The 26,193-nt window shown below is 72.2% G+C and carries 18 protein-coding genes and 4 pseudogenes; 9 read left to right on the plus strand and 13 right to left on the minus strand.

All coding sequences use genetic code 11. The annotated features are described in order from the left end of the window. Nucleotides 1-221 precede the first annotated feature (221 nt). Nucleotides 222-302 (minus strand): putative leader peptide, encoded by an 81-nt coding sequence (locus PV419_RS53595; RefSeq protein WP_415925521.1) that lies wholly within the window; start codon nucleotides 300-302, stop codon nucleotides 222-224. 205 nt (nucleotides 303-507) lie between these two features. On the opposite strand from PV419_RS53595, the gene PV419_RS45625 reads away from it, so the two are divergent. Then, complete coding sequence (locus PV419_RS45625) at nucleotides 508-1,416, plus strand: LysR family transcriptional regulator (RefSeq protein WP_319699262.1); 909 nt, start codon at nucleotides 508-510, stop codon at nucleotides 1,414-1,416. 73 nt (nucleotides 1,417-1,489) lie between these two features. Here the strand turns inward: PV419_RS45625 and PV419_RS45630 are convergent. The 5 genes and pseudogenes from PV419_RS45630 to PV419_RS45650 form a co-directional block, all read right to left on the minus strand. Further along, nucleotides 1,490-1,807 (minus strand): annotated as a pseudogene (locus PV419_RS45630) (ABC transporter substrate-binding protein); the annotation flags it as partial. Further along, a pseudogene (locus PV419_RS45635) lies at nucleotides 1,807-2,088 on the minus strand (ATP-binding cassette domain-containing protein); the annotation flags it as partial. The pseudogenes PV419_RS45630 and PV419_RS45635, both read right to left, overlap by 1 nt. After that, the gene (locus tag PV419_RS45640) at nucleotides 2,081-3,016 is read right to left on the minus strand and encodes an amino acid ABC transporter permease (RefSeq protein WP_319699365.1); all 936 of its coding nucleotides are present in this window, start codon (nucleotides 3,014-3,016) and stop codon (nucleotides 2,081-2,083) included. The gene PV419_RS45640 and the pseudogene PV419_RS45635, both read right to left, overlap by 8 nt. A gap of 129 nt (nucleotides 3,017-3,145) precedes the next feature. Next, nucleotides 3,146-3,748, minus strand: a pseudogene (locus PV419_RS45645) (GNAT family N-acetyltransferase); the annotation flags it as partial. Between the two features lie 328 nt (nucleotides 3,749-4,076). After that, nucleotides 4,077-4,808, minus strand: a pseudogene (locus PV419_RS45650) (molybdopterin-dependent oxidoreductase). A gap of 581 nt (nucleotides 4,809-5,389) precedes the next feature. Between PV419_RS45650 and PV419_RS45655 the strand changes: the two are divergent. After that, nucleotides 5,390-6,103, plus strand: coding sequence for a glutathione S-transferase C-terminal domain-containing protein (locus PV419_RS45655; RefSeq protein WP_319699264.1), 714 nt, complete (start codon nucleotides 5,390-5,392; stop codon nucleotides 6,101-6,103). Here the strand turns inward: PV419_RS45655 and PV419_RS45660 are convergent. Beyond that, the gene (locus tag PV419_RS45660) at nucleotides 6,100-7,542 is read right to left on the minus strand and encodes an amidase (RefSeq protein WP_319699265.1); all 1,443 of its coding nucleotides are present in this window, start codon (nucleotides 7,540-7,542) and stop codon (nucleotides 6,100-6,102) included. The genes PV419_RS45655 and PV419_RS45660 overlap by 4 nt on opposite strands. Nucleotides 7,543-7,618: 76 nt before the next feature. Continuing rightward, nucleotides 7,619-8,917 (minus strand): SUKH-4 family immunity protein, encoded by a 1,299-nt coding sequence (locus PV419_RS45665; protein ID WP_319699267.1) that lies wholly within the window; start codon nucleotides 8,915-8,917, stop codon nucleotides 7,619-7,621. Nucleotides 8,918-9,055: 138 nt separating this feature from the next. Between PV419_RS45665 and PV419_RS45670 the strand changes: the two genes are divergently transcribed. Then, nucleotides 9,056-11,122, plus strand: coding sequence for a phosphocholine-specific phospholipase C (locus PV419_RS45670; RefSeq protein WP_319699270.1), 2,067 nt, complete (start codon nucleotides 9,056-9,058; stop codon nucleotides 11,120-11,122). Nucleotides 11,123-11,150: 28 nt separating this feature from the next. Here the strand turns inward: PV419_RS45670 and PV419_RS45675 are convergent, their stop codons facing one another. Further along, nucleotides 11,151-11,711, minus strand: a complete 561-nt coding sequence (locus tag PV419_RS45675; RefSeq protein ID WP_319699272.1) for a TetR/AcrR family transcriptional regulator — start codon at nucleotides 11,709-11,711, stop codon at nucleotides 11,151-11,153. Between the two features lie 468 nt (nucleotides 11,712-12,179). On the opposite strand from PV419_RS45675, the gene PV419_RS45680 reads away from it, so the two are divergent. Together PV419_RS45680 and PV419_RS45685 are read left to right on the plus strand one after the other, a co-directional pair. Next, nucleotides 12,180-14,615 (plus strand): SpoIIE family protein phosphatase, encoded by a 2,436-nt coding sequence (locus tag PV419_RS45680; protein WP_319699273.1) that lies wholly within the window; start codon nucleotides 12,180-12,182, stop codon nucleotides 14,613-14,615. Nucleotides 14,616-14,696: 81 nt separating this feature from the next. Next, on the plus strand, nucleotides 14,697-16,004 hold the full coding sequence (locus PV419_RS45685) for a helix-turn-helix domain-containing protein (protein ID WP_319699275.1): 1,308 nt from the start codon (nucleotides 14,697-14,699) through the stop codon (nucleotides 16,002-16,004). Here the strand turns inward: PV419_RS45685 and aspA are convergent, their stop codons facing one another. The 4 genes from aspA to PV419_RS45705 all read right to left on the minus strand — a co-directional run bounded on the left by aspA (nucleotide 16,005) and on the right by PV419_RS45705 (nucleotide 20,885). After that, nucleotides 16,005-17,405, minus strand: coding sequence for an aspartate ammonia-lyase (gene aspA / locus PV419_RS45690; protein WP_319699277.1), 1,401 nt, complete (start codon nucleotides 17,403-17,405; stop codon nucleotides 16,005-16,007). It abuts the gene before it with no gap. A gap of 86 nt (nucleotides 17,406-17,491) precedes the next feature. Beyond that, on the minus strand, nucleotides 17,492-18,538 hold the full coding sequence (locus PV419_RS45695) for an asparaginase (protein ID WP_319699278.1): 1,047 nt from the start codon (nucleotides 18,536-18,538) through the stop codon (nucleotides 17,492-17,494). Between the two features lie 143 nt (nucleotides 18,539-18,681). Next, nucleotides 18,682-20,124, minus strand: coding sequence for an amino acid permease (locus tag PV419_RS45700; RefSeq protein ID WP_319699279.1), 1,443 nt, complete (start codon nucleotides 20,122-20,124; stop codon nucleotides 18,682-18,684). After that, nucleotides 20,121-20,885, minus strand: coding sequence for a FadR/GntR family transcriptional regulator (locus PV419_RS45705; protein WP_319699281.1), 765 nt, complete (start codon nucleotides 20,883-20,885; stop codon nucleotides 20,121-20,123). Before PV419_RS45705 ends, PV419_RS45700 begins: the two co-directional genes overlap by 4 nt. Before the next feature lie 165 nt (nucleotides 20,886-21,050). Between PV419_RS45705 and PV419_RS45710 the strand changes: the two genes are divergently transcribed. The 4 genes from PV419_RS45710 (at nucleotide 21,051) to PV419_RS45725 (ending at nucleotide 26,163) form a co-directional block, all read left to right on the plus strand. Continuing rightward, nucleotides 21,051-22,400, plus strand: coding sequence for an enolase C-terminal domain-like protein (locus PV419_RS45710; protein WP_319699283.1), 1,350 nt, complete (start codon nucleotides 21,051-21,053; stop codon nucleotides 22,398-22,400). 217 nt (nucleotides 22,401-22,617) lie between these two features. Further along, entirely contained in the window at nucleotides 22,618-23,649 is a 1,032-nt protein-coding gene (locus tag PV419_RS45715) for a sugar ABC transporter substrate-binding protein (RefSeq protein ID WP_319699285.1), read from the plus strand. Continuing rightward, nucleotides 23,646-25,166: a sugar ABC transporter ATP-binding protein gene (locus PV419_RS45720; protein ID WP_319699287.1), complete on the plus strand. Its 1,521-nt coding sequence runs from the start codon at nucleotides 23,646-23,648 to the stop codon at nucleotides 25,164-25,166. The genes PV419_RS45715 and PV419_RS45720 overlap by 4 nt, the downstream gene beginning before the upstream one ends. Then, nucleotides 25,159-26,163, plus strand: a complete 1,005-nt coding sequence (locus PV419_RS45725) for an ABC transporter permease (RefSeq protein WP_319699289.1) — start codon at nucleotides 25,159-25,161, stop codon at nucleotides 26,161-26,163. Before PV419_RS45720 ends, PV419_RS45725 begins: the two co-directional genes overlap by 8 nt. Nucleotides 26,164-26,193 lie beyond the last annotated feature (30 nt).

The following is a 26,193-nucleotide window of genomic DNA, read 5'->3' on the forward strand; positions in this document are numbered from 1 at the left end:
CGTTTCGTGCGGGTGCCGTTCGATTTCCGCGCGGCGGCCGGTTGCGGTGAATTCAGGCGTGCCGAAATGACGGCAGCGAGATCGCGCCGGCGCACCGGCGAAATTGTCCGCGACCGGTTTTCATGAGGGGGCGCGAGACGCGAACCGTCCGATCACCGGCCCGGCCGGGGAGATTTCGGAGAAGGAGCGCGGCAGGCCGCGTGGCGGCCGTCGGGGTCCGCTCAGACGCGACAGCGACAGAAGGCGCTGGAGACACGCAGAAGGTCGACGTGACGTCGCCGCGTGAGATCCTGTCGCTTCATGTCTCCGATCCAACCAACGGGGAGTCCGGGCGGTCAAGGGGCCCGGGTGTGATTCCATATCGCGGACACGGGCGCTGTCCTGCGGAAATACGTGCGCCTCGCATCCGAGATTACCCGGGACCGCCGCGATGTGGTGAGTCGGTAATCACGAGGCGGTGATAGGGATCCCCTTGAATGCCCTCCCCCGGGCGGGCATTCTGCTGTGGTGCGAATCGAACAGCTGGAATACATCGCCGCGGTCACCAGGGTCGGCTCGCTCCGCCGGGCCGCCGAGGAACTGCATCTGTCCCAGCCGGCGCTGAGCGAGACCGTCCGGAATCTGGAGCGGGAACTCGGCGTCGATCTCTTGGAGCGCAAACGTTCCGGGGCGAAGATCAGCGATGAGGGACGTGAGCTGCTGCCGCACATCATGAGCGTGCTGGACGCGGTGGACCGGCTGCGCAGCGCGGCCGACGACCAGCATCGCATCAGCCGCATGGTCCGGGTCGGCACGGTCAACGCGGCGACCGTCCCGCTTCTCATACCGAGCGTACGGAAGTTCCGCGAGACGCATCCGGGGACACAGGTCGAGGTGGTCGGGGCGCAGCAGGCCGAGATCCATCGGGGCCTGCTGGAGGGCTCGTTCGACCTGGGGCTGGTGAACTACCTGCGGGGTGACGACATGCCGCCCGGCTTCGAGACCACCGAGCTGCTGTGCGGACGCCCGGTGGTGTGCGTCCGCCCGGACAGCCCGCTGGCCGCCCTGGAGTCGGTCGGGGCGGCCGATCTGCTGGCGGAGCCGCTGATCGTCATGCGGTCCGGGTATGTCATGCACCGCTATGTCCACCGGTTGCTCGACGGGCGGACGCCGTCCTTCTCGTACTCCACCGACGGCGCCGAGATGGGCAAGTTGATGGTCGCCGAGGGTTTGGGGGCCACGGTGCTGCCGGACTTCAGCGTCATCGGTGACCCGCTGGAGCGCTGCGGCGCGATCACCTTCCGGCCGCTCGCGGAGGACGGAACCGAGGTGCTCCTCGTCATCCAGCGCCGCCTGGCCGGGTCTGTCCCCCGCGCCGCCCGCGACCTTCACCAGCTCTTCGTGCGCTGCGCTCACGCGCACCCTGCGGCTGCCTGACCCGGCTCGTGGACATCGCCGCGGTGGGACGTCGTGGGGCGCGGGAGCCGTGCGGCCCCGCGCCCCGGTTCGGTCACTTGTTGGTCTTGGGCAGGCCCGGCGGGTTGATCTCCGACTTCTCGATGGCCTCGGCCGACAGGCCCCAGCGCTTCAGCACCTTCGCGTAGGTGCCGTTGTCGATGATCTCGTCGAGGGCCGAGTTCAACGCTTTGACCAGTCCGTTGTCCTTCTTGGTGGTGGCCGCGATGAGGCCCTGGAGAGTGGCACCAACGCCGGAGTAAGTGCCGACGATCTCGGTCTGCCCGGCGGAGGCCACATGGTAGGCGGCGGTCGGGTTGGGGCCGAGGAAAAGCTCGATCCGGCCGGAGGCGAGCGCCAGGTAGGTGTCGCTCCGATATGGGTGCGCTGCCGCAGGACCTCCCGCTCCTTCAGCTCGTACAGCCGGTTCCCCGACCTGCGGTAGCCGATCAGCTCGCCGTCGATGCTGATCCAGCCGCGGTTGACCTTCTCCAGGTGGTTGATGGTGCGCAGCAGCGTGGACTTCCCCGATCCGGACGGGCCGAGGATCACGGTGACCTCACCGGCGCGCACCTGGAGGTCCACGCCGCGCAACACCTCCAGCGGCCCGAAGCTCTTGTGGACCCCGCGCACCTCCACCATCACCTCACTCATGACCGCCTCCCAGAGGCGCGGCCGGCCGGCGGCGCTGTGCGGCCGCGGCCCGCAGATTCGCCACCAAGCGCCGGGCGCGCTGGAGCGGGGTGGGGGGCGGGGTGCGCTCGGCGCCCCGGGCGAAGTGGCGCTCGACGTAGTACTGCGCGACCGAGAGCACGGAAGTCAGGAACACATACCAGGCGGTGGCGACCATCAGCAGCGGAATCACCATGCCGTTGCGCCCGTAGATGACCTTGACCTGGTAGAAGAGCTCGCCGATGGCCATCACGTACACCACCGAGGTGCCCTTGAGCAGGCTGATGATCTCGCTGCCCGCGGTGGGCAGGATGGCCCGCATGGCCTGCGGCAGGACGATCCGCCGGATCTGCCGCAGCTTGGGGATGCCGAGGGCCGCCGCGGCCTCCAGCTGGCCCTGGTCGACGGACAGGACACCGCCGCGGACGATCTCCGCGCAGTAGGCCGCCTGGTGGAGCGACAGGCCGATGAGGGCCGCGCCGATGGTCCCGATCAGGTCGTTGCTACTGACGGACCAGAACACCGGGCCGAAGGGAATGCCGATGCCCAACTCCCGGTACAGGGCGCCGAGGTTGAACCAGAACACCAGCTGGACGATCATCGGGATGGAGCGGAAGATCCAGACATACGTCCAGGCCACGGTCCGCAGCACGGGGCTGGCCGACAGCCGCATGAACGCCAGCACCGTGCCGAGGGCGAAGCCGAGCAGCATCGAGTAGGCGGTGAGCTGCAGTGTCACCCCCACAGCGGTGACGATGGTCTCGGACAGCACGTATGCGCCGAAGACCTGCCACTGCCAGACGGGGTTGGTGACCAGCCCGTGGAGGAACTGGACGGTGAGGACCAGGACGGCGACGGCGGCGGCCCAGCGGCCGTAGTGGCGGGTGGGCACGACCTTCAGCGAGGCCAGGTCGTCGTGGTCGGTGCGGGCGTGGTCGGTGCGGGCCTGGTCTGTGCGGGTCCGGTCGGTGCGGGTCGGGTCCGTGAGGCGCTTCTCGAACGGGAGCGGGCCGATGGTCTCCGGGTCGGCCTCGGTGTCGAACAGCGGCGCGTAGCCGCTGGCCAGGTACAGCCCGCGGGCCTCGGGCTGGCGCGGCCCGGTGGTCAGGTGGATCCGCCGGTAGCCCCGGGCGCTCGCCTCGCGCTCCAACTCGGCCACGACCCGGCGGGCGAGACCGCGCCGCCGGTGCGCGGAGTGCGTCCAGATCCGCTTCAGCTCGGCCGTGTTCTGGTCGTACCGGCGGAAGGCCCCGCCCGCGACGGGCTCGCCGTGCTCCAGCAACAGCAGCAGCACCCCGCCGTGGGGCGCGGTGAACTCCTCGTCGGGGTAGCGGGAGAGCTCGGCGTGGGCGTCCTTGCCGTAGCGGGTCGAGTACTCCGCGCCCAGTTCGTGCAGCAACGGCCGCACGCGCGGGTCGGCACCGGGACTTGGACGACCGTCAGCTCGGGCGGTTTCAGCTGAGAGGGCGGCGGTTGCGCGACGGAGGTCATCCGTGCTCCCGGGCCGGACTGAGGCTTTCCGCGGACATGGGGGTGGCCTTTCGGGGAGGGGGACGAGGAGCGGACGCGGGTAGCCCACGGCCGCCCTGGATTCCGGCCGGAACAGCGGCGGAACAGGGATATGGGGGATGCGGCAGAACACGGATCGCCCGGGCGCGGCGGCGCGCGTACGGGGTCACGGCGCCGTCCGCGCGCGAGTCAGTGCTCGCCTACGGGGACGACGCGCGATGCGAGAGCTCGGACGGCGACGGTCACGAGCGGAGGCGGACCGCTTGGGCGGACCGCTGCCGAGTCAGGCGCAACACGCCGCGGACCACACCCGACCGAAGTCGATGTGGCCGCGGGTGACCAAACGCTGCTGGGCAGTCATGCCCATCATTCAGCAGGAGATCGCGCGCCACGTCAACCGCGTGCCGCATACTGGACCGCCGCGATCCCGTTCGCACAGCCCCGCGGCGGGCGCGGTCGGCTCACACGACGGTGACGGGGTGGCGGACGACCGCGTCGAAGAAGTAGCCCTGGGTGTTGTACGCCGCGCGCTCCGGCTGGGTGCGGCCGGCGGTGTCCGTGGCGCGCGCGAGCAGTTCGGCGGAGCCCGGCGTGGCGGGCCGCCACGGGACGCTCCAGCGCACCCAGCCGTCGCGGGGCGGGGCGTCGTGCCGGCGGGCCGGCCGCCAGGCCACGCGGCATCACGTCCACCGCGCCCCGGGTGATCCCGGCCCGCCGCAACACCTCCGCCAGCCGCGCCCCGCGCCACCATGCGACCCCGGCGGCGCCCAGGGTCCACGCGGTGCCGGAGACGGTCTCGCCCTGCTGGGTGGCGTAGAACGAGCGCCCGTTGCCCGCGCACTCGACGAACGCCGAGTGGCTGACCGCGGGCAGCGCGCGCAGGTCGTCGAGACCGACCTCGACCGCCCAGAAGCGGTCGACGGGCGGGTGGTAGCCGGTCTCGCGCAGCGCCTCCCACCTGGTCTCGGCGTTGGTGCCACGCACGGTGAACCACGTGTCCGGCAGCGGCTTGACGATTCCGGCACCGGCGGCGGCGGGAGGGTGGCAGCCGCCGACGCTGCGGCGAGCAGCGTGAGCAGATGGCGGCGAGACACCCCTTTTGCACGGGCGTGTCCGGCAAGCCACTGCCGAAGCCTTCGGCGATCGCAGGAAGCTTCGTCGGCGGTACGGACGGCATGAGGGACGCGTGTCACGGCGTCCTGCTTCCTGGGGAGGGAGAAGACGAGACGTCAGCAAGACGTCATCGGGACATCAACGCCAGACATCAACGGAACGGCGTCGCGGATCGCGACGCCGTCCGTCGACGGGCGAGGAACCTCCGGTTGTCAGTGCCGGGGCCGCTCGGCGGCGTCGCCATGAGCCGCCGTCAACCTGCGTCTTGACGGCCTCGCGGCGCACCACGACACTGATGGCGACGGTCTCGCGACTCGCGAGCCTCGATGATGGGACCGGTGGAGATGCCCTGGACTGTCGGCACAAGCGGGGAAGCCCGGCGGCTTCTCCAGCCGACGCTCCCGCCCCGCCCTCGCTCCCTGACCCGGCGCCTGCACATCGACTTGTTGCGCGTCTGCACCGCCTGCAGTCCGACCTGACCTAGAGTCCGATCGAGACCGGTCAACGGAGACCTGTCGGCGACATCCTTCGGAGAGCGGCCACCGAACCCGGGCCGGATGCGACGGGACGCCCGGCTCTCCTCCTCCCGTTCACCTCCTCCACGCCATCCGCCACCCGCGCCGAACAGGCCACGGGGGCTCCATCACGCATTGGGAGAGCCATGTCCGAGACGATTCCGCGCAGTTCAGGCCCGGCGGTACTGCTCGACCGCCGCCCCGGCCGCACCTTCCGCAGCCGCATCGGCGTCGACGTCGCCGGCGGCTACTATCCGGCGCCCCACCGCTATCAGGTGTTCCTCTCCCCGGGCTGTCCGCGCTCACTGCGCGTCTCCATCACCCTGGACCTGCTCCGGCTGGGCGACTCGGTCACCACCGTCCTCCTCCCCTCCCCGGCCGCCGCCGGGAGCCTGCGCGGGGCGTACGAAGCCACCTGGCACCGCTACGACGGTCCGCTGACCGTGCCCGCGCTGTGCGACCGGTGGAGCGGGCGCGTCGTCAGCAACCACACGCCCGACATCCTCCGCGACATCGCCGACCACTTGAGCGAGCCGGACCGCGCTCACCTCCCCCGGCTGCGACCCCCGGCCCTCGCCGCGGACATCGACGCCATCGGGGAGCTCATCGAGGCGGACCTCGCCCAGGCCGCCCAGCGGGAGACCTCGCTCGCGGCGCTCGATCTGCTCGACCGCCGGCTGAGGTCGGGGGCGTACGTTCTGGGCGAGGAGTTGACCGCGGCGGATGTGGATCTGTGGGTGGCGCTGGTCCACTCCGCCGCCGCGCCCCTCCTCTCCCGGCACGACTCCCGGTACGACCGGCTTCGCTCCTATGTGCGCCGCCTGGGCGGCCACCCGGCCTTCCGCGGGCGGGGAGACTAGCCCACGATCGGCGGGCGGCGCCGCCAGTGCTGGGTGGCCTGCTCGAAGGCGTGGCCGATCTGGAGGACGGCGAAGTCCGCCCGGTGCGGTCCGACGATCTGCAGGCCGACCGGCAGCCCCTCGGGGGTGAACCCGGCCGGTACGGACAGCGCGGGGCTGCCGGTCGAGGTGATCAGGTAGGCCGAGCGCATCCAGTCCAGGTAGTCCGCCATGGGCACGCCGGCCACCTCGGTCGGGTATTCCGCCGTCACATCGAACGGCGCCACCTGGCTGACCGGCAGCAGCAGCACGTCGTACCGCTCGAAGAACTCGCGCACCCGGTGGAAGAGCCTGGCGTGCGCCACCTCGGCCCGGCCGAGGGCGGGCCCGGTGAGCCGGCGCCCCTCCTCGGTGTTCTCCCGGATGGTCCGCTTCAGCGCGTCGGGGTGGTCCTCGGGGTAGCGGTCCATCAGGGGACCGAAGGAGATCTCGAAGAGCCAGGCGCGCAGCGTGCGGAACACCTCCTCGCCCTCGACGAGGTCCGGGCAGGCCTCATCCACCACACACCCGAGGCTCTCGAACACCTTCACCGCCGACTCGACGGCGCGGGCCACGGCCGGCTCCACCGGGACCAGCCCGCCCAGATCCGGCGACCAGGCCACCCGCAGTCCGCGCAGATCGCGGTCGAGCGGGCGGGCGAAGCGGGCGCCGGGCTCCTCCAGGGAGATGGGCGAGCGCGGGTCGGGCCCCGCCATGACGGACAGCAGCAGCGCGGCGTCGCTCACCGTACGGGCCATGGGGCCCTTGACCGGGAGCGTGTTCCAGGCGGCCGCGGCGGGCCACGTGGGGACGCGGCCGGGCGAGGGGCGCAGGCCCACGACGTTGCAGAACGAGGCCGGGTTGCGCAGCGAGCCGCCGGTGTCGCTGCCGTCCGCGACCGGGACCATGCCACAGGCCAGCGCGGCCGCCGCGCCGCCGCTGCTGCCGCCGGCGCTGCGGCCCAGGTCGTACGGGTTGTGGGTGGCGCCGAAGAGGGGGTTGAAGGTGTGTGAGCCGGCCGCGAACTCGGGCACGTTGGTCTTGCCGACGGTGATCGCCCCGGCGGCCTTGATCCGCTCGATGATCAGGTCGTCCCGCTCGGGTACGCCGTCGGCGAGCCGCGATCCGTGACTGGTGCGGATGCCCGCGGTGTTGTGGGTGTCCTTGTGGGCGATCGGCAGGCCGTGCAGGGGGCCCGGCGCGGCCGGGTCCGTCCCGGCCGCGAGCCGCTCGTCGGCCGCCTTGGCGGCGTCGAGCGCGCGGTCCGCGACGAGGGTCACGATCGCGTTGACCGCCGGGTTGACCCGATCGATCCGGTCGAGGTGGGCCAGCACCACCTCACGTGCGGACACCTCGCGGCGGCGCAGCAGGCCGGCGAGGTCCAGAGCGGGCAGGAAGCAGAGGTCGTCTTCGTTGGGCACCGGGGGCTCACTCTCCCTCTCGTTGAACACGGCTGACGCGACGCACGCGTGTGTCGCACGTCGCGGGCTTCCCCTGCTACAGCACGCCGCCCGCCTCGTCGTGGAAGACCTCCGGCCAGTAGCGCCAGTCGTCGGCCTCGCCCGTCGGACGGCAGGCCACCGGGTCCACCGAGGCGAGCACGGCCGCCATGGTGCCGGCCAGCGGGTGGTACATGTCGGCGGTCAGGTCGTGTTCTTGGTCGATCTCTTCCTCGCGACGCAGCATCCACACCGTGAAGGCCAGCGTGGAGACGTCGGCGTTCAGCGGGCGCAGGGCGGCGTCGGAGACGTACCAGGCGTGGAGGGCTCCGGTGTCCGCGTCGATGACGACGTAAGCGTCATCGACGAGATACCCCAGGCGGATGAGCCGGTCGGGGGCGACGGCCATGTCCTCGGGGAAGGCGTAGAGCTGCTCGCCCCGCTCGCTCTCCGCACGGCATCGGGCGAGCGTGGGCAGCAGCGGGGCCTCGGTGTCCAGCAGGAACATCGGGCCGTCCTTGGGCAGTCCGGTGCGGGTGAGGAAGCGCCGGGTCGGCTCGTGGACGAGGGCGGCGGGCAGCTCGGCCTCGTCGAAGCGCACCACTCCTTCCGGCGCGAACTCCTCCTCCAACAGCCCTTCGGGCAGGTCGAGCAGCAGCCCGCCGCCCGGTCCGGCGATCAGCGCCAGCGGCCGTACGAGCGCGACGACGCGCCAGAGCGCGGGAAGGGCGTGCTCCCAGTCCTCCCGGTCGCCCGCGCTGCCCCAGCCGCCGTCCCAATCCCCGCCGTCCCCGGTGTCGAGGAGCGACAGGAACAGCGCGGAGGCGTCCGCCACCGCACGCGCGCCGAAGCGCCCGGCGAAGTGGGCGAACCGGCCGTGGAGCCCGGTCAGTTCGGCGGCGGCTTCGAGGAACCGGGTGAGGGCCTCCAGGGAGGGCGCCAGGGGAAGGACCTCGATGAGGTCGGGTCTCTTCTCGAAGAGGTACATGCTGAAGACGCGCCCCGTGGCCCCGTCCAGCACGATGTGGTCGGCCTCCCCGTCCTCGACGAGGAGGTGGCCGATGGCCAGCAGGCCGCTGATGTGGCCGTCGAGTCGGGCCGGGTCGGCCGAGTCGGCGAGCAGCCGCGGGACCGGCACCGGCCGGCCCTCGGCCAGCGGCCGGAACCGCATCAGGTCGCTGCCGCCCGGCAGGCCCGCCTCGCTCAGCGACCGCCGCGTCGCCTCATGGGTGATCGCCGGATCCGACTCGCTCTCCGGGACCCTGATAACCGCCGCTGCCATGCATCCCCCGTGCCGCCCCGGCGCGGCGCCGCGCCGGGTCTTCCGTCCTTGCCCGAAAACCCTACTGCGCCCCACCGACAACGCCCCTCCGGCGGTCGGCGTTCACCTAGGCTTCTCCGCGGATTCCGCCGCCCGCCGCGGCGCGGTCCCGCCGGGCGGACGACACTGCCCCGGCCCCCTGCTCCACCCGGACGCCGAGGAGAGTGGCCGTTCATGTCTTCCCTGGACCGTCGACGTTTCATGCAGCTGGCCGGCGGCGGCGCCGCCGCCATGTCCCTGCTGTCCGACAGCATCGCGCGGGCCGCGGAGATCCCCGCGGACCGCCGCACCGGCACCCTGCGGGACGTGGAACACATCGTGATCCTGATGCAGGAGAACCGCTCCTTCGACCACTACTTCGGCACCCTGCGCGGGGTACGGGGATTCGGCGACCCGCACCCCGTGTCCCTCCCCAGCGGCAAGCCGGTGTGGTACCAGTCGGACGGCGCGAAGGACGTGCTGCCCTTCCGGCCTGACGCGAAAGACCTCGGCCTGCAGTTCCTCAAGGGTCTCAACCACGACTGGAACGGCGGTCAGGCCGCCTTCAACCAGGGCGCCTACGACAACTGGGTGCCGGCCAAGACCGCCACCACCATGGCGTACCTCACCCGTGAGGACATCCCGTTCCACTACGCGCTGGCCGACGCCTTCACCATCTGCGACGCGTACCACTGCTCGATCATCGGCTCCACCGACCCCAACCGCTACTACATGTGGACCGGCTACACGGGCAACGACGGCGTCGGCGGCGGTCCGGTCCTCGACAACGCGGAGGCCGGCTACTCCTGGACGACGTACCCCGAGCGTCTGGAGAAGGCCGGGATCTCCTGGAAGATCTACCAGGACATCGGCGACGGCCTCGACGCCGCGGGCAGCTGGGGCTGGATCGAGGACGCCTACCGGGGCAACTACGGCGACAACTCGCTGCTGTACTTCACGCCGTACCGCGGCGCCGCGCCCGGCGACCCGCTCTACGACAAGGCCCGCACCGGCACCGACGCCAAGAAGGGGGACGGCTTCTTCGACATCCTGCGGGCCGACGTCAAGGCCGGCAGGCTCCCGCAGGTCTCCTGGATCGCGGCGCCCGAAGCCTTCAGTGAGCACCCCAACTGGCCGCCGAACTACGGCGCCTGGTACATAGCCCAGGTACTGGACGCGCTGACCTCGAACCCGGAGGTGTGGAGCAGGACCGCGCTGCTCATCACCTACGACGAGAACGACGGCTTCTTCGACCACCTCATGCCGCCGTACCCGCCGTCCGCCCCGGGGCGGGGGGCGTCGACCGCCACGACCGCCGGGGAGCTGTTCCCGGGCTCCTCGTCGAAGGTCGCGGGCCCCTACGGCCTGGGGCAGCGGGTGCCGATGCTCGTCGTGTCGCCGTGGAGCACCGGCGGCTGGGTCTGCTCCCAGACGTTCGACCACACCTCGATCGTCCGGTTCATCGAGCGGCGCTTCAAGGTGGCCGAGCCGAACATCTCGCCGTGGCGGCGGGCGGTGTGCGGCGACCTGACCGCGGCGTTCGACTTCGCGCGGACCGACACCCACGTCCCGGCCTTCCCGGATACCAGCGGCTACCTGCCCCCGGACCGCGAGCGCCACCCCGACTACGCGCCCAAGCCCCCGGCGCACGGCTCGCTCCCCGGGCAGGAGCACGGCACCCGCCGCGCCAGGCCGCTGCCGTACGACCTGGCCGCCGACGCCACGGCCACCGACGGCGGCCTACGGATCGGCTTCGCCAACCCGGGCCGAACAGGCGCGCACTTCCACGTCACTTCCGCCACCGACGCCGACGGCCCCTGGGGCTACACGGTCGAGGCGGGGAAGCGGCTGTCCGGCAGCTGGCACACCACGGAGCGGGAGCAGGGGGCCTACGACTTCACGGTCCACGGGCCCGGAGGCTTCCTGCGGCGCTTCACGGGCCACACCGCCGCCGGCCTCCGGGGGCCCGAGGTGAGCGCGCGCCACGACCGGAAGACGGGGCAGGTGCGGCTGACCCTCACCAACGAGGGCGCCACGACCGTGACGCTGACCGTGACCCACGCGTACGGCGAGGCCGCACCGGCCGCTTACCGGCTGCGGCCCGGTGCGCACGCCGTCCACACGGCGGACCTGCGCCGCAGTCACCAGTGGTACGACCTGTCGGTCGCCTCCGGCCACGACCGCGGCTTCCTGCGCCGTCTGGCGGGCCATGTCGAGACGGGGCGGGCGGGGATCAGCGACCCCGCGATCGCGGCGGGCTGACGCCTCCGACTCTCACGCCGCCCGCGCGTCAGGCACGGGCGGCGTCCATCAGCACCTTGGCCGCCTCGCGGGCCTGGCGGGCCGGTTCGGGGGAGCCGGACAGGGCGGCCATGGTGATCGCGCCCTCGGCCAGCAGGATGAGGTGGGCGGCCAGCGGGGCGGGCAGGCCCGCGGCGGCGACGAGGCCGGCCACATACCGCTGGAAGGCGTCCTTGTGGACGCGGGCGGCCGCGGCGACCTCCGGTGCGGTGGCGCCGAGCTCGCCGTAGGAGTTGATGAAGGCGCAGCCCCGGTAGTCGGGCTCGATGAACCACTCGTACAGCCAGTCGAAGATCGCCGACACCCGCTCCTCGGGTGGCCCCGGCACCGCCTCGACGTACTGCGCGAGCCCGTGCAGCAGGCGGGCGTCGCGGCGCCGCATATACGCCTCGACCAGGACGGCCTTGGAGGGGTAGAGCTGGTAGAGCCGCTTGAGGGAGACGCCCGAGGCGGTCCGCACCGCGTCCATGCCGACCGTCTGTACGCCGCGGCCGTAGTAGAGCTCCTCGGCCGCGTCGAGGACCCGCTCCTTCGTCGCTTCGAGATCCACGGCCGTCCGCCCTCGCCACTGCGCACACCACTAGTCGCGCCACTGCCCGCGCCGCCAGGCGGGGCCGCTACGCGAGAAGTGTCGTTCTCCCACAGTACCTCCGGGCCGCCGCGGAGGGAGGTGCGCCTGGACTGGGCCAGCCGCGAGGTGCCGATGTCGCGGGTCAGCGCGTTGGGGTTGCCGTGGACGCAGGTGGCCACCTCGGGGGCGGACGGTCCCCGGCCAGCAGACCGCCCACGGCGCTGCGCACCCGCGCCACATCCCCCGCCCGCAGCCCGCGCGCCGCGGCGTCCACGGGGTGGAGGCGCACGGGCCCACCGGTTCCGGGTCGCCGCGCAGCGGGCCGATGCCATACTGGAAGATGATTGAAGATGTGAGTATCCAGGCGCTCTTCCATCTGGGCACGGCGGTGCGCGCCTGATGTCATGACCCCAGCCGGATGTACCAGGCAGCGTGAGATGAACGAACATGAGGCGACCGGACACCGCACGGGACCAGCCCGTCCGGTCCGACGACCTCGTTGACGAGGCGTCCACAGCCAGAGCCACCATCGATGAGCGAGGCATCGTCACCGGGTGGAGCGAGGGGGCCCGCAGGCTCCTCGGCCACCCGGACACGGCGGTGGTGGGCAGGCCCGCTTCCCGGCTGCTCGCCGACGGAGCGGCCGGGGACCTCCCCGGCCTCCCGGAGCGGCTGACCAGGTGGAGCGGGGAGCTGACGCTGCGCCACCGCGACGGCCGTCCGCTGCGGGTCGGCCTGCTGGCGCGCCGCAGGGCGACGGCGGACGGCGGGGCCGAGTGGCTGCTCGTCTCCCCGCTGGACCGGACGGCGCCGGCCGCCGCCGACGACGAGCTGATCCGGGCCTCCTTCTTCCAGGGGCCGTGCACGATGGCGGTCTTCGACACCCGGCTGCTGCTGCGCTGGGCGAACGCGGACCTGGAAGGCACGCTGGACCTCGGTCAGGACGAGATGCGCGGGCTGCGCATCTCGGAGATCGTGGCCGACACGCGCGGCGCCGAGATCGAACGGCTGGCGCGCCAGGTGCTCGAGACGGGCCTGCCGCAGTATCTGAGCCTCCCGCCGTCGCATGGCAAGGCGGCCTGGTCGAGCTCGCTGGCCCCGCTGCGCGGCGATGACGGCCGGGTGCTGGGCGTGATCCTGTCGGGCCACGACGTCACCGTGCAGTACGAGACGCAGCGGCGGCTGGCGCGGCTCAACGAGGCCAGTGTCCGGATTGGCTCCACGCTGGACATCGTGCGCACCGCGCAGGAGCTGACCGATGTGGCCGCCCCGGAGTTCGCAGACTTCGCCGTGGTGGATCTGCTCCCCTCGATCCACCCCGGCGGCGACGAGCCACCCCCCGGCCCGGTGCCCGGCACCCTCGTACTGCGCCGTGTCGCCGCGCAGTCGGCGCTCGAAGGCAAGCCGGACACAGTGATCGCGCTGGGCGAGCTGGCCGTCTACCCGGAGCACTCGCCCGCGGCCGAGTGCCTGGCCGCGGGGCGGGGGGTGCTGACGAAGGTGACACCCGAGACCATCGCCCGGTGGGAGCAGGGCGATCCCGCGCGGGCCGCGAGGCTGCGCGAATTCGGCTTCCACTCCACGATCGCCGTCCCGCTGCGCGCCCGCGGAACGACGCTGGGCGTGGCCGCCTTCGCCCGCCACCGGCGCCCGGAGCCGTTCGAGGAGGACGATCTGCTGCTCGCCGAGGAGATCACCGCCAGGGCCGCGGTGTGCATCGACAACGCCCACCGCTACACCCGCCAGCGCGCGGCCGCCCTGGCCCTGCAGCGCAGCCTGCTGCCGCGGACGCTGCCACGCCACGCGGCGGTCGAGACCGCCTGCCGCTATCTGCCCGCCGGGTCGCGGGCGGGGGTCGGGGGCGACTGGTTCGATGTGATTCCGCTGTCCGGCGCCCGGGTCGCGCTGGTGGTGGGCGATGTGGTCGGGCACGGCTTCCAGGCGTCCGCCGCCATGGGCCGGCTGCGGACGGCGGTGCGTACGCTGGCCGATGTCGAACTGCCCCCCGACGAGCTGCTCACCCACCTCGACGACCTCGTCAACCGGCTGTCGGCCGAGACGGAGGGCGAGCCGGGCGCCGACGCGGCGCGGGCCGCCGGGGACGTCGGCGCCACCTGCCTGTACGCGGTGTACGACCCGGTCTCGCGGCGCTGCACTCTCGCCCGCGCCGGCCATCCGCCGCCCCTGCTGACCCGGCCCGACGGCACCGCCGAATACCTCGACCTGCCCAGCGGGCCGCCGCTGGGCCTGGGCAGCCTGCCCTTCGAGTCCCGCGAGGTCGAACTGGAGGAGGGCAGCCTCCTGTCCCTCTACACCAACGGTCTGATCCAGGCCCCCGACCGCGATGTCGACGAGGCGGTGGACACGCTGCGCACGGTGCTCTCCCGGCCCGCCGGGTCCCTGGACGACCTGTGCGGCACGGTGCTGAGCACGCTGGTGCCCGGCGGCCGCCCTGCCGACGATGTGGCCCTGCTGGTGGCCCGCACCCGGGCGCTGGACGCGAGCCAGGTGGCCACCTGGGACCTGCCCGCGGATCCGGCCGTCGTGGCCCGGGCCCGTAAGCACGCCACCGGCCAGCTGCTGGCCTGGGGCCTGGACGAGGCGGTCTTCACCACCGAACTGGTGGTCAGTGAGCTGGTCACCAACGCCATCCGGCACGCCCAAGGGCCCATCCAGCTGCGCCTGATCCACGACCGCGCGCTCATCTGCGAGGTCTCCGACGGCAGCAACACCGCCCCGCATCTGCGCCGGGCACGCGTGTTCGACGAGGGCGGCCGGGGGCTGCTGCTGGTGGCTCAGCTCGCCCGGAGCTGGGGCACCCGGCACGGCCCCGCCGGCAAGACGATCTGGGCCGAACAGTCCCTGCCGGGCCCGGCCGGGTGAGGGCGGCCATACAATCGCCGCAGAACCAAAGCCTGTTCGGCCGGGGCGCGTGGCACTTAAGGAACGGAAGGCCGCATCTCCATGCGAACTCATGCCTCGCTCGGCGCCGGCCCGCTGGCCGATCTGAGCCCCGCCGAATCGGCCCGTCTCATGGCGGTCATGCGCGAGGCCGCCCTGACCCGGGGCCGGCTGCCGCTGCCCGCGCGCCCGGTGATCGGGCAGTCCTGGGACCGCATGCTGCGGCTGGGCCTGGACCCGGAGCGCGGCAGCGCCCCGCGGCTGCTGAGCATCGAGGAGCTGGAGCGGCGGCGGCAGCAGACCCGGTTGGCGGATGTGCTGCCCACCTTGCACAGCGGCCTGCTGGAGGCGGCGGAGGCGGCCGGACACATTATGATCATCACCGATGCAGACGGCCGGGTGCTGTGGATCGACGGCCACCGCGGGGTGCGCAGACACGCCGACGGCATCGCGCTCACCGAGGGCGCCCACTGGGCCGAGGACGTCGCCGGCACCAGCGGCATCGGCACCGCGCTGGCCGTCCGGGCGCCCGTGCGGGTGCACTCCGCCGAGCACTTCGTCCGCGCCTTCCACACCTGGAGTTGCGCCGCGGCCCCGGTCCGCGACCCCCGGGACGGACGGCTGCTGGGCATCGTGGACGTCAGCGGCCCGGCCGCCGGCGCCCACCCGACCGTGCTGTCCCTGGTCACCGCGACGGCTCGGTGGGCGGAGGGCGAACTGGGCCTGGCCCACAGCCGGGAGCTGGACCGGCTGCGCGCCGTCGCGGCGCCGGTGCTCGCCCGGATCCGCGGCAAGGCGGTCGCGGTCGACCCGGACGGCTGGATCGCCGGTGTCACCGGGGTCACCCCGCGGGACCGCCGGCTGCTGCTGCCCAAGTCGGCGTTCGACGGGCCCGTATGGCTGCCCGCGCTCGGCGCGTGCGCGGTGGAGCCGCTGCCGGGCGGGCATCTGCTGCGGGTCCTCGGCTCCGGGGCGGACGAGGCGGACGAGTTGTACGGGCCGGAGGGCACCGGCCGCGTGGTGCTCGACGTCCGCCGTCCGCACGAGTGGTCGCTGACCTTTTCGGGGCCCTCGGGCACCTGGACCCACCAGCTCAGCGCGCGCCACGCCGAGGTGCTGCTGGTCCTCGCCGCGTCCCCCGGCGGGCGGACGGCGGCACAGCTGGCCGACGACCTCTTCGGCGACCCGACGCGGACGGTCACCGTCCGCGCCGCCATGTCCCGGCTGCGCCGCAGCTTCGGGGCGGTGCTCGCGCACCGCCCCTACCGCATCGCCGACCAGCTCCGCGTCGACGTGCGACAGCCGAACCGCCTCCAGGACCTGCTCCCCTTCAGCGCCGCACCGGCCGTCGCCCGGCTGCGGAAGGGCTGATCAGCCGCGGCCGGCGACCTCCTCAGGGCGGAGGACGGCCGCGAGCCGCTCGGCGGGCAGCAGGCCCTTTTCCAGTACCAGTTCGGCCACGCCGCGGCCGGTGGCCAGGGCCTCCTTGGCGATGCTGGTGGCCGCGCTGTAGCCGATGTGCGGGTTGAGGGCGGTGACCAGGCCGATGGAGTTCTCGACCGTCGCGCGCAGGTTCTCGGCGTTCGCGGTGATGCCGGCCACGCAGCGCTCGGCGAGGGTCAGGCAGGCCGCGCGCAGATGGGTGATGCTCTCCGACAGCGAGTGCAGGATGATCGGCTCGAAGGCGTTGAGCTGGAGCTGTCCGGCCTCGGCGGCCATGGTGATGGTGACGTCGTTGCCGATCACCTCGAAGGCGACCTGGTTGACCACCTCGGGTATGACCGGGTTGACCTTGCCGGGCATGATGCTGGACCCGGCCTGGACCGGGGGCAGGTTGATCTCGTTCAGCCCGGCGCGCGGGCCGGAGGAGAGCAACCGCAGGTCGTTGCAGCTCTTGGAGAGCTTGACGGCGATGCGCTTGAGGACGCCCGACAGATGGACGAAGGCGCCGCAGTCCTGGGTGGCCTCGACCAGGTTGGCGGCGGTGACCATGGGCAGGCCGGTGATGGCGGCGAGGTGGCGGCGCGCGGCCTCGGCGTAGCCGGCGGGGGCGTTGAGGCCGGTGCCGATCGCCGTCGCGCCGAGGTTGATCTCGTGGACGAGGCTCTGGGCATCCAGCAGCCGGCTCTGGTCCTCCTCCAGCATCACCGCGTACGCCGAGAACTCCTGGCCCAGCGTCATGGGCACCGCGTCCTGCAGCTGGGTGCGCCCCATCTTCAGGATGTCGCGGAACTCCTCGGCCTTCGCGGCGAACGCCTCGCGCAGGATTTCCATCGCGGCCAGCAGCCCCTGCACGGCGAGGATGGTGGAGACCTTGACGGCGGTCGGGTAGACGTCGTTGGTGGACTGGCTGAGGTTGACGTCCTCGTTCGGGTGCAGATGGGTGTAGTCGCCCTTGGCGTGGCCGAGGATCTCCAGCGCCCGGTTGGCGATCACCTCGTTGGCGTTCATGTTGGTCGAGGTCCCCGCGCCGCCCTGGATCACATCGACCACGAACTGGTCGTGCAGCCGGCCCTCCCGGATCTCCTGGCAGGCGGCCGCGATGGCGTCGGCCTTGCTCGGCTCCAGCAGCCCCAGGTCCTGATTCGCGCGGGCCGCGGCCTCCTTGACGGCGGCCAGGGCGCCGATGAGGTGCGGGTAGGCCGCGATGGTGGTGCCGGTGATGGGGAAGTTCTCCGTGGCGCGCAGGGTGTGGATGCCCCAGTACGCGTCGGCCGGCACGTCACGGTCGCCCAGAAGGTCGTGTTCACGGCGGAAGCCGGTGGCAGTCATCGGTGTGCGGTGTCCCTTGGTGAGGCGGGGTGAGGGTTGAGGGTGGGGGGTGACGCGGGCCGGAGCACGGTCGGCCGTCGACAGGGCTAAGGCGCCCCGGAGGCGAACCGCCTTGAAAAAGGGGCGTCCGTGGCGCGCAGCGTACCGACGGGGCGGCCGCCGCCGAGCACGGGTGCCTCCGCGAACTCGGCGAGCAGCTCGGGGTCGACGCCCAGGTGGGCGAGGACCGCGGCGGTCACCGGCATCCGGGCGCGGTCCGCGCCGTCGGCGATCTTCACGGCGAGCGCCCGCCCGTCGGGCAGCGCGGCCACCTGGACCCCCTCGAAGCCGTCCTTGGCCACGAGGCCGGGCACCGCGCGCATCAGCCGGGCGACGTCCCGCCCGGTCCCCGCGACCATCTCGGGGTGCTCGCGCATGGCGGCCGCGACCCGGCCCTCGGGGGTGTCCGCGGGGGCGGCGGCGATCCGTGCGAGGGCACGGGCCAGCCCGCGCGGCGAGATCGCGAACAGGGGCGCGCCGCACCCGTCGACCGTCACCTGGGCGACGCGCTGCCCGGTCAGGTCCTCGACGGTCTCGGCGATCAGCTGCTGCAGCGGGTGCGCCGGGTCGAGGTAGCCCTCCAGGGGCCAGTCGTGCAGCTGGGCGGTCAGCAGCATCGCGGCGTGCTTGCCCGAGCAGTTCTGGGCGAGCCGGGAGGGGCCGTATCCGGCGCGCAGCCACGCCTCACGCTCGGGGGCGCCGTAGGGCAGGTCGGGGACGTTGCGCAGCAGGTCCTCGGCCAGCCGGCCCTGCGCGAGGATGCGCCGCGCCCCGGCCAGGTGGCGCTGCTGGCCGGAGTGGCTGGCGGCGGTGAGCGCCAGCAGCTCGCCGTCCAGGGGCAGCCCGGCGCGCAGCATGGCGACGGCCTGGACGGGCTTGAGCGCCGAGCGGGGGTAGAAAGCGGCGTCGGGGTCGCCCGCCTGGAAGAGCACCTGGCCGTCGGCGGCCAGCACCACGGCCGAGCCGTGGTGGACGCCTTCGACCAGGCCGCCGCGTATCACCTCAACGAGCGGCACGTGGCGCGCCTCGCGGATCTCGGGCGGCTCGGCGGGCCGCGGGCGGTCGGGGTCGGGAGTGTGGCGGGAGGTGTTCACAGGAGAGGCGTTCACAGGAGAGGCGTTCACAGGAGAGGTGTTCACAGGAGAGGCGTTCACAGGAGAGGTGTTCACAGGAGAGGTGTTCAAGGGGTGAGTGCTCAAGGTGGTGGTGGTAGGGGTGTCGTTTCGTTCGGGAGCGGTCATCGCCGTCCGCTCGCCCGGCCGCGTACGCCGAACCAGCCGAGGACCAGCGCCACCACGATCGCGGGGAGCGCCATGACGGTCAGCCGGCTGGGCCCGCCGTCGGCCCACATCAGGACCAGGACGGAGGCGAGGAAGCCGATGGTGACGATCTCCGTGTACGGCGATCCGGGGAGCCGGTAGCCGGGGCGGCTGACCAGCCCGGCCTGGGCCTTGCGCCAGAAGAGCAGGTGGCACAGCATGATCATGGCCCAGGTGGAGAGGATGCCGATCGCGGCGAAGTTCAGCACGATCTCGAAGGCCTTGCTCGGCACCACGTAGTTCAGGCCCACGCCCAGCACACAGAAGAAGGCGGTGAGCAGGATCCCGCCGTAGGGGACGTGGGTGCGGCTCATGACGCCGGTGAACTTGGGCGCGGAGCCCGACATCGCCATGGAGCGCAGGATGCGGCCGGTGGAGTAGAGCCCGGAGTTGAGGCTGGACATGGCGGCGGTGAGCACGACGAGGTTCATCACCCCGCCCGCCGAGGGCACGCCGATGTTGGACAGCACGGTCACGAACGGGCTCTGCTTGGCCGAGTACGAGGTGAACGGCATCAGCATGGAGAGCAGCACCACGGAGCCGACGTAGAAGAGGGCGACGCGCCACATGATGGAGTTGATCGCCTTGGGCATGATCTTCTCCGGGTTCTCGGTCTCCCCCGCCGCCACGCCGACGAGCTCCACGGAGGCGTAGGCGAAGATGACGCCCTGGATGACCAGCAGCATCGGCAGCACGCCGTGGGGGAAGACGCCGCCGTTGTCGAAGATCAACCCGGGGCCGGGGGTGTGGTCGTCGATCGGGTGGCGGGTGACCAGGAGGAAGATGCCGATCGCCATGAAGGTGACGAGCGCGCCGACCTTGATGATCGCGAACCAGAACTCCATCTCACCGAAGATCTTGACCGAGATGAGGTTCACCGCCAGCACGACGGCGAGCGCGATCAGGGCGATCACCCACTGCGGGATATCGGTGAACATGCCCCAGTAGTGGGTGTAGGTCGCGACGGCCGTGATGTCGGCGATCCCGGTGGTGGCCCAGTTCAGGAAGTACATCCAGCCGGCGACGAAGGCCCCCCTCTCGCCGAGGAACTCGCGGGCGTACGAGACGAAGGCGCCCGAGGAGGGGCGGTGCAGCACGAGCTCGCCCAGGGCCCGCACCACCAGGAAGGCGAAGACGCCGCAGACCGCGTAGGCGATGAACAGTGAGGGGCCGGCGTCCTTGAGCCGCCCTCCGGCTCCGAGGAAGAGCCCGGTGCCGATGGCGCCACCGATGGCGATCATGTTGACGTGCCGGGCCTTGAGGGACTTGCTGTACCCGGCGTCGCCCGCGTCGATGTGCGCGGGCGGCGTCTTGGTGGGCTGCTGACGGCTTTCTTCCTGCCGGAGGGACTGCTCGCTCACTCCTGCTGGCCTTCCGTAGGGGGTTGCATGGGCAGTGCGGTGCGGTCGGCTTCGGGGCCCGGCCGCACGATGGAGGTGAGGGTTGTTTCGACGCGCTGGAGGTGATGTGCCATCGCCGCCACCGCGTCGGGTTCCGAGCCGTCGGACAGCGCCTCGACGATCGCCCGGTGTTCTCGGTTCGCCTGCTCGCGCCGGTCGCCGAGTTCGTTGAGGAACGCGGACTGCCGTGCCAGGGCGTCGCGGATCTCCTCGATCACTTTGCGGAATACCGGGTTCCGGGCCGCTTGGGCAATGGTGAGATGGAAAAGCGTGTCCATCGCCACCCATGCGGTGGTGTCGGTCTCCCGCTCCATCCGCTCCAGTAGATGGCTCAGCTGGTCCAGGTCCTCGGCGGAGCGGCGGACGGCCGCGTACCCGGCGACCGGAAGCTCGACGTGCCGACGCACTTCGAGCAGGTCGCTCGCCGTGTAGTCGCCGAAGGTGGGGTCCTCCACCGGGCCGTTGGAGATGACGAAGGTACCCTTGCCGGTGCGCGAGGCGGTGAGCCCCATCGTCTGCAGGGCCCGCAGCGCCTCCCGGAGCACCGGTCGGCTCACCTCCAGCCGACGGCCGAGTTCCGCCTCGGACGGAAGCTTGTCCCCGATCGCGTATTCGCCCCGTTCAATGGCGTGGCGCAGGTGCGTGAGCACGGCCTCCATGGCACTGACACGACGAGGGACTACCGGGGCTGACGCGCCTGTCTGGCTGTCTGACAAGTTCACGGGCAGATACTCGGACGACCACGGAACCGTTGTCAATAGTTCTGCGACAAAGAGCGTCCGACTGCACAGGGCGGGGCTTTTGCCCGGTTTATGCTCTATGTGGAGTTTCTTTGTATGGATGCGGGACTCCGGCCGAGGGCACAAGCGACGGGTGCGTGATCAGGCATGACGCAGCAGCTGACAAAGGCGCGTATCACAGCCGTCGACACACACGACATCCGCTTCCCCACCTCACGGCGGCTCGACGGCTCGGACGCCATGAACCCCGACCCCGACTACTCGGCCGCCTATGTGACCCTCCACACCAACGCCCCGGACGGCCTGGAGGGCCACGGCTTCTGCTTCACCATCGGCCGGGGCAACGAGGTGGCGGTCGCGGCGATCGACGCCCTGCGCCCGCACCTGATCGGGGCGGAGCTCGACGGGACCCTCGCCGGCCCGGCCGGCCTCTACCGCGCCCTGGTCGGCGACAGTCAGCTGCGCTGGCTCGGCCCGGACAAGGGCGTCACGCACATGGCGATCGGCGCCGTGACGAACGCCCTGTGGGACCTGCACGCCAAGCGGGCGGGAAAGCCGCTGTGGAAGCTGCTGGCCGACCTCACCCCCGAGCAGCTGGTGGCCCTCGTGGACTTCCGCTACCTCGCCGACGCGCTGACCCCCGACGAGGCGCTGCTGATCCTGCGCCGCGCGGAGCCCGGCAAGGCCGAGCGCGAGGCCCGGCTTCGGGACGAGGGCTACCCGGCCTACGCCACCTCCCCCGGCTGGCTCGGCTACTCCGACGCCCATCTCACCTCCGCCGCCCGCCGGGCCGTCGCCGACGGGTTCACCCAGATCAAGCTGAAGGTCGGCGCGGATCTGGAGGACGACATCCGGCGCTGCCGGATCGCCCGCGAGGCGGTCGGCCCGGACGTGCGGATCGCCCTGGACGCCAATCAGCGGTGGGAGCTGGGCGAGGCGGTCGAGTGGACCCGCGCGCTGGCCGGGTTCGACCCGTACTGGATCGAGGAGCCCACCTCCCCCGACGAGATCCTCGGCCTCGCCGCGATCCGCCGGGCCGTTGCACCTGTGAAGGTCGCGACGGGCGAGCACGCCGCCAACCGGGTGGTCTTCAAACAGCTCCTGCAGGCACAGGCCCTGGACATCCTCCAGCTGGACGCCTGCCGGGTCGGAGGGATTCCGGAGCATCTGGCGATCCTGCTGCTCGCGGCCCAGTTCGGGGTTCCGGTGTGCCCGCACGCGGGGGGCGTCGGGCTCTGCGAGCTGGTGCGCCACCTGGCCATGTTCGACTATGTGGCGGTCTCCGGAACGCTCGAGGACCGGGTGATCGAGTACGTCGACCATTTGCACGAGCATTTCACCGATCCCGCGGTGATCGCCCGGGGACGGTACACGGCCCCCTCCGTCCCCGGGTTCAGCTCCACCCTGCGGCCCGCCTCGCTGCACGCGTACGCCTACCCCCACGGCGCCGTCTGGCTCGCCGAGCGGGCACAGGGCATGCGGGACGGGGTGACATGAGTGTGTCTTGGCGCGCTGCGCGGGCTGGACTGAGGAGCCGCGCAGCGACGGAGGAGCGAGCAGTGACGAGGGAAGCCCGCGCGTCGAAGCGCGCCGGGACTGAGCGGGAGGAGGGGCGCGTGTCTTGGCGCGCTGCGCGGGCTGGACTGAGGAGCCGCGCAGCGACGAAGGAAGCCCGCGCGTCGGAGCGCGGCAAGACTGAGCGGGAGGGAGGGGCATGAGGGGGCGAACGAGCGCGGCGCGCCACCGCACCGCCGCCGTCACGGTTCTCGCCCTGGCCCTGGGCCCGGCCGCCACGGGCTGCGGCGGCCACCCGGCCGGCGGCCGGGTCGGCGTGGTCATCCCGTTTCTCACCTCGCCGTTCTGGCAGGCCTACAACCACGACATTCCGCGGCAGGCCGCCAAGCAGGGCGTCCGGGCGCTCCCCACGGTGAACTCCAACTCCGACCCGGGCAAACAGATCACCGACATCCAGAATCTGCTGTCCGAGGACGTCAAGGGCCTGATCGTCTCCCCCATCGACTCCGCCGCCATCGCCGCGGGCCTGCGGGCCGCGCAGCGCGCACACGTTCCGGTGGTCGCGGTCGACGTGGCCCCGCGGAAGGGAAAGGTGGCGATGGTGGTCAGGGCCGACAACCGCGCGTACGGCCGCAAGGCCTGCCAGGTCCTGGGCCGGGCCGTGAAGACGGGCAAGGTGGTACAGATCCAGGGCGACCTGGCCTCGGTCAACGGCCGGGACCGCTCCTCCTCCTTCTCCGGGTGCATGGCGCGGCACTACCCGGCGATCAAGGTGCTGAACATCCCCGCCAGATGGCAGGCGGACAGGGCCGCGGCGGGCCTGGAGGCGCTGTACACCGCCAACCCGGGCATCAAGGGCATCTATATGCAGGCCGGCGGGGTGTATCTGGCGCCCACCCTGCGGACCCTCCAGCGCCACAACGCGCTGGTCCGCGTGGGCAGACCCCGGCACATCACGATCGCCTCCAACGACGGCATCCCGCAGGAGCTGACCGCCATCCGCGAGGGCCTCATCGACGCCACCGTCTCCCAGCCCGCCGACCTCTACGCCAAGTACGCCATGTACTACATCAAGCGGGCGATGGCCGGGAAGACCTTCCACCCGGGCCGCACGGACCACGGCAGCACCATCGTCGAGCTGCCCGGGGGCATCCTCCAGGACCAGCTCCCCGCGCCCCTGGTGACCCGGCGCAACGTCAACGACCCGGCGCTGTGGGGGAACCGCCGATGAACACCGCCCGGCTCCCGCTCGTCGAGGCCATCGGGGTCACCAAGCGGTACGGGCCCACGGTGGCCCTGCTGGACGCGGGGATCACCGTCGAGGCGGGCGAGTCGCACGCCCTCGTCGGCCGCAACGGGGCGGGCAAGTCGACACTGGTGTCGGTGCTCACCGGGCTGACCCGGCCGGAGCACGGCACGGTGCGGTACGACGGCGAGCCCGCGCCCCCCTTCGCCGACCGGGCGGCCTGGCGCCACCGGGTGGCCTGCGTCTACCAGCGGTCGACGACCATTGACGAGCTGTCGGTGGCCGAGAACCTGTTCCTGGGCCGTCAGCCGGTCACCCCGCGCGCCCGGGTGATCAGCCGGCGGCGGATGCGGCGGCAGGCCCGGGCGCTGCTGGACCAGTGGGGCGTGCCGGTGGACGAGATGGCCCGGGCCGGTGGGCTGAGCGTCGAGGACACCAAGCTGGTGGAGATCGCGCGGGCGCTCTCGCTCGGCACCCGCTTCATCGTCCTGGACGAGCCGACGGCCCAGCTCGACAGCCGGGCGACCGGCCGGCTGTTCGCCCATATGCGGCGGCTCCAGGAGGCCGGGGTCACCTTCCTCTACATCTCCCACCACCTGCGGGAGGTGTACGAGGTGTGTCAGGCCGTCACCGTCCTGCGCGACGCCCACCGGATCGTCACCGCCCCGGTCGGCGAGATGCCCCCGGCGAAGCTGATCGAGGCGATGACCGGCGAACCCGGCGGCCTGCCGGTCCCCCGCACCGCGCCGCCGCGGCCCTTCGGCCAGGCCGCCCCCGCCGCCGTACGTCTGGAGCACCTCAGCAGCCCGCGCTTCCACGACGTCACCCTCACCATCGGGACCGGTGAGGTGGTGGGCCTGGCCGGACTGGCCGGCTCCGGCAGCCACCAGCTCGGGGCCGCGCTGGCCGGTCTGCAGCGCACCTCCGGCGGCCGCGCCTGGATCTTCGGCCGCCCGCTGCGCACCGGCAGCGTCCCCGCGGCCCTGGCCGCCGGGATCGGCTGTCTGCCGCGCGACCGGCACCACGAGGGGCTGGTGCCGCTGCTGTCGGTGGCCGAGAACATCACCATGCCGGTCAGCGGACGGCTCGGGCCGCTGGGCCTGATCAAACCCGGGGCGCGGGATACCGTGGCCCGGCGGGCGATCGCCGACCTCGACATCGGCACCGAGGGGCCCGCCCAGCCGCTGAGCGAGCTGTCCGGGGGCAACCAGCAGAAGGTGGTCCTGGCGCGGGCCCTGGCCACCGACCCCAGGGTGCTGGTGCTCATCGACCCTACGGCCGGGGTGGACGTACGGGCCAAGCGCAGCCTGCTCGCGGCGGCGATCCGGGCCAGGGCCGAGGGGCGCGCGGTGCTGGTGGTCTCCGACCAGCTGGAGGATCTGCGCGTCTGCGACCGCGTGCTCGTCATGTACAACGGCTTCGTCACGGCCGAGTACCCGGCGGGCTGGCGGGACGGCGAACTGCTCGCCGCCGTCGAAGGGGTGACGGCCGACCATGGCTGACCCGGCTGCCTCCCCGACCGGCCCGGTCCGCCGCGCCGCCCTGTTCCGGGTCCGCGACCTCGCGCTGCTGCCCGCGGTGGTGCTGCTGCTGGTGATCGGCGCGCTGACCAACGACACCTTCCTGCAGCGGGACAACCTGATCAACATCCTGGGCGCCTCCTCGGCGCTCGGTCTGCTGGTGCTCGCCGAGGCGATGATCCTGATCAGCGGCCGGATGGACCTGTCCCTGGAGTCCATCGCGGGCCTGGCGCCCGCGCTCGGCTTCCTGGTCGTCATCCCCGCCGCCTCCGGCGGCTTCGGCACCCGGTGGCCCGCCTGGCTGGGGCTGCTGATCATCCCCGTGGCGGGGGCGTTGATCGGCGCGGTCAACGCCGCCCTGATCGTGGGGCTCGGGCTCAACGGCTTCATCGTCACCCTCGCGATGAACATCGTGCTGCGCGGGGTCCTGATCGGCCTGGTCTCCGGCAAGACGCTGTTCGACGCCCCGCAGGCCTTCTTCGCCCTGGGCTCCGAGAACTGGTTGGGCCTGCCGATCTGCGTCTGGGTGAGCGCCGGGTGCTTCGCCGTGGCCGGGTTCTGCCTGCGCTACCACCGCTTCGGCCGCGCGGTGTACGCGGTCGGCGGCAACGCCCCGGCCGCCCGCGCGGCGGGCATCCGCGTGGCGCGGGTGGGCTGGGCGGTCCTGGTGGTCGGCGGGGCGCTGTCGGCCGTCGCGGGGCTGATCATCGCCGGACGGGTCGGCGCGGTCGACGCCAACCAGGGCAGCGGCATGATCTTCACCGTGTTCGCGGCCGCGGTGATCGGCGGCATCAGCCTCAGGGGCGGCCGCGGCTCCCTGCTCGGCGCCCTGCTGGGCACACTGCTGCTGGGGATGCTGGAGAACCTGCTCACGCTCGCCCAGGTGTCGGCCTTCTGGATCCAGGCGATCTACGGCGGCATCATCCTGCTCGCCCTGATCATCGCCCGACTCACCACCGGCGAGGCACAGGAGTCATAGTATTAAGGGAAATGTCTCGGCAGATGGGAC

The organism is Streptomyces sp. ME19-01-6 (assembly GCF_033793745.1).
GTDB lineage: Bacteria > Actinomycetota > Actinomycetes > Streptomycetales > Streptomycetaceae > Streptomyces.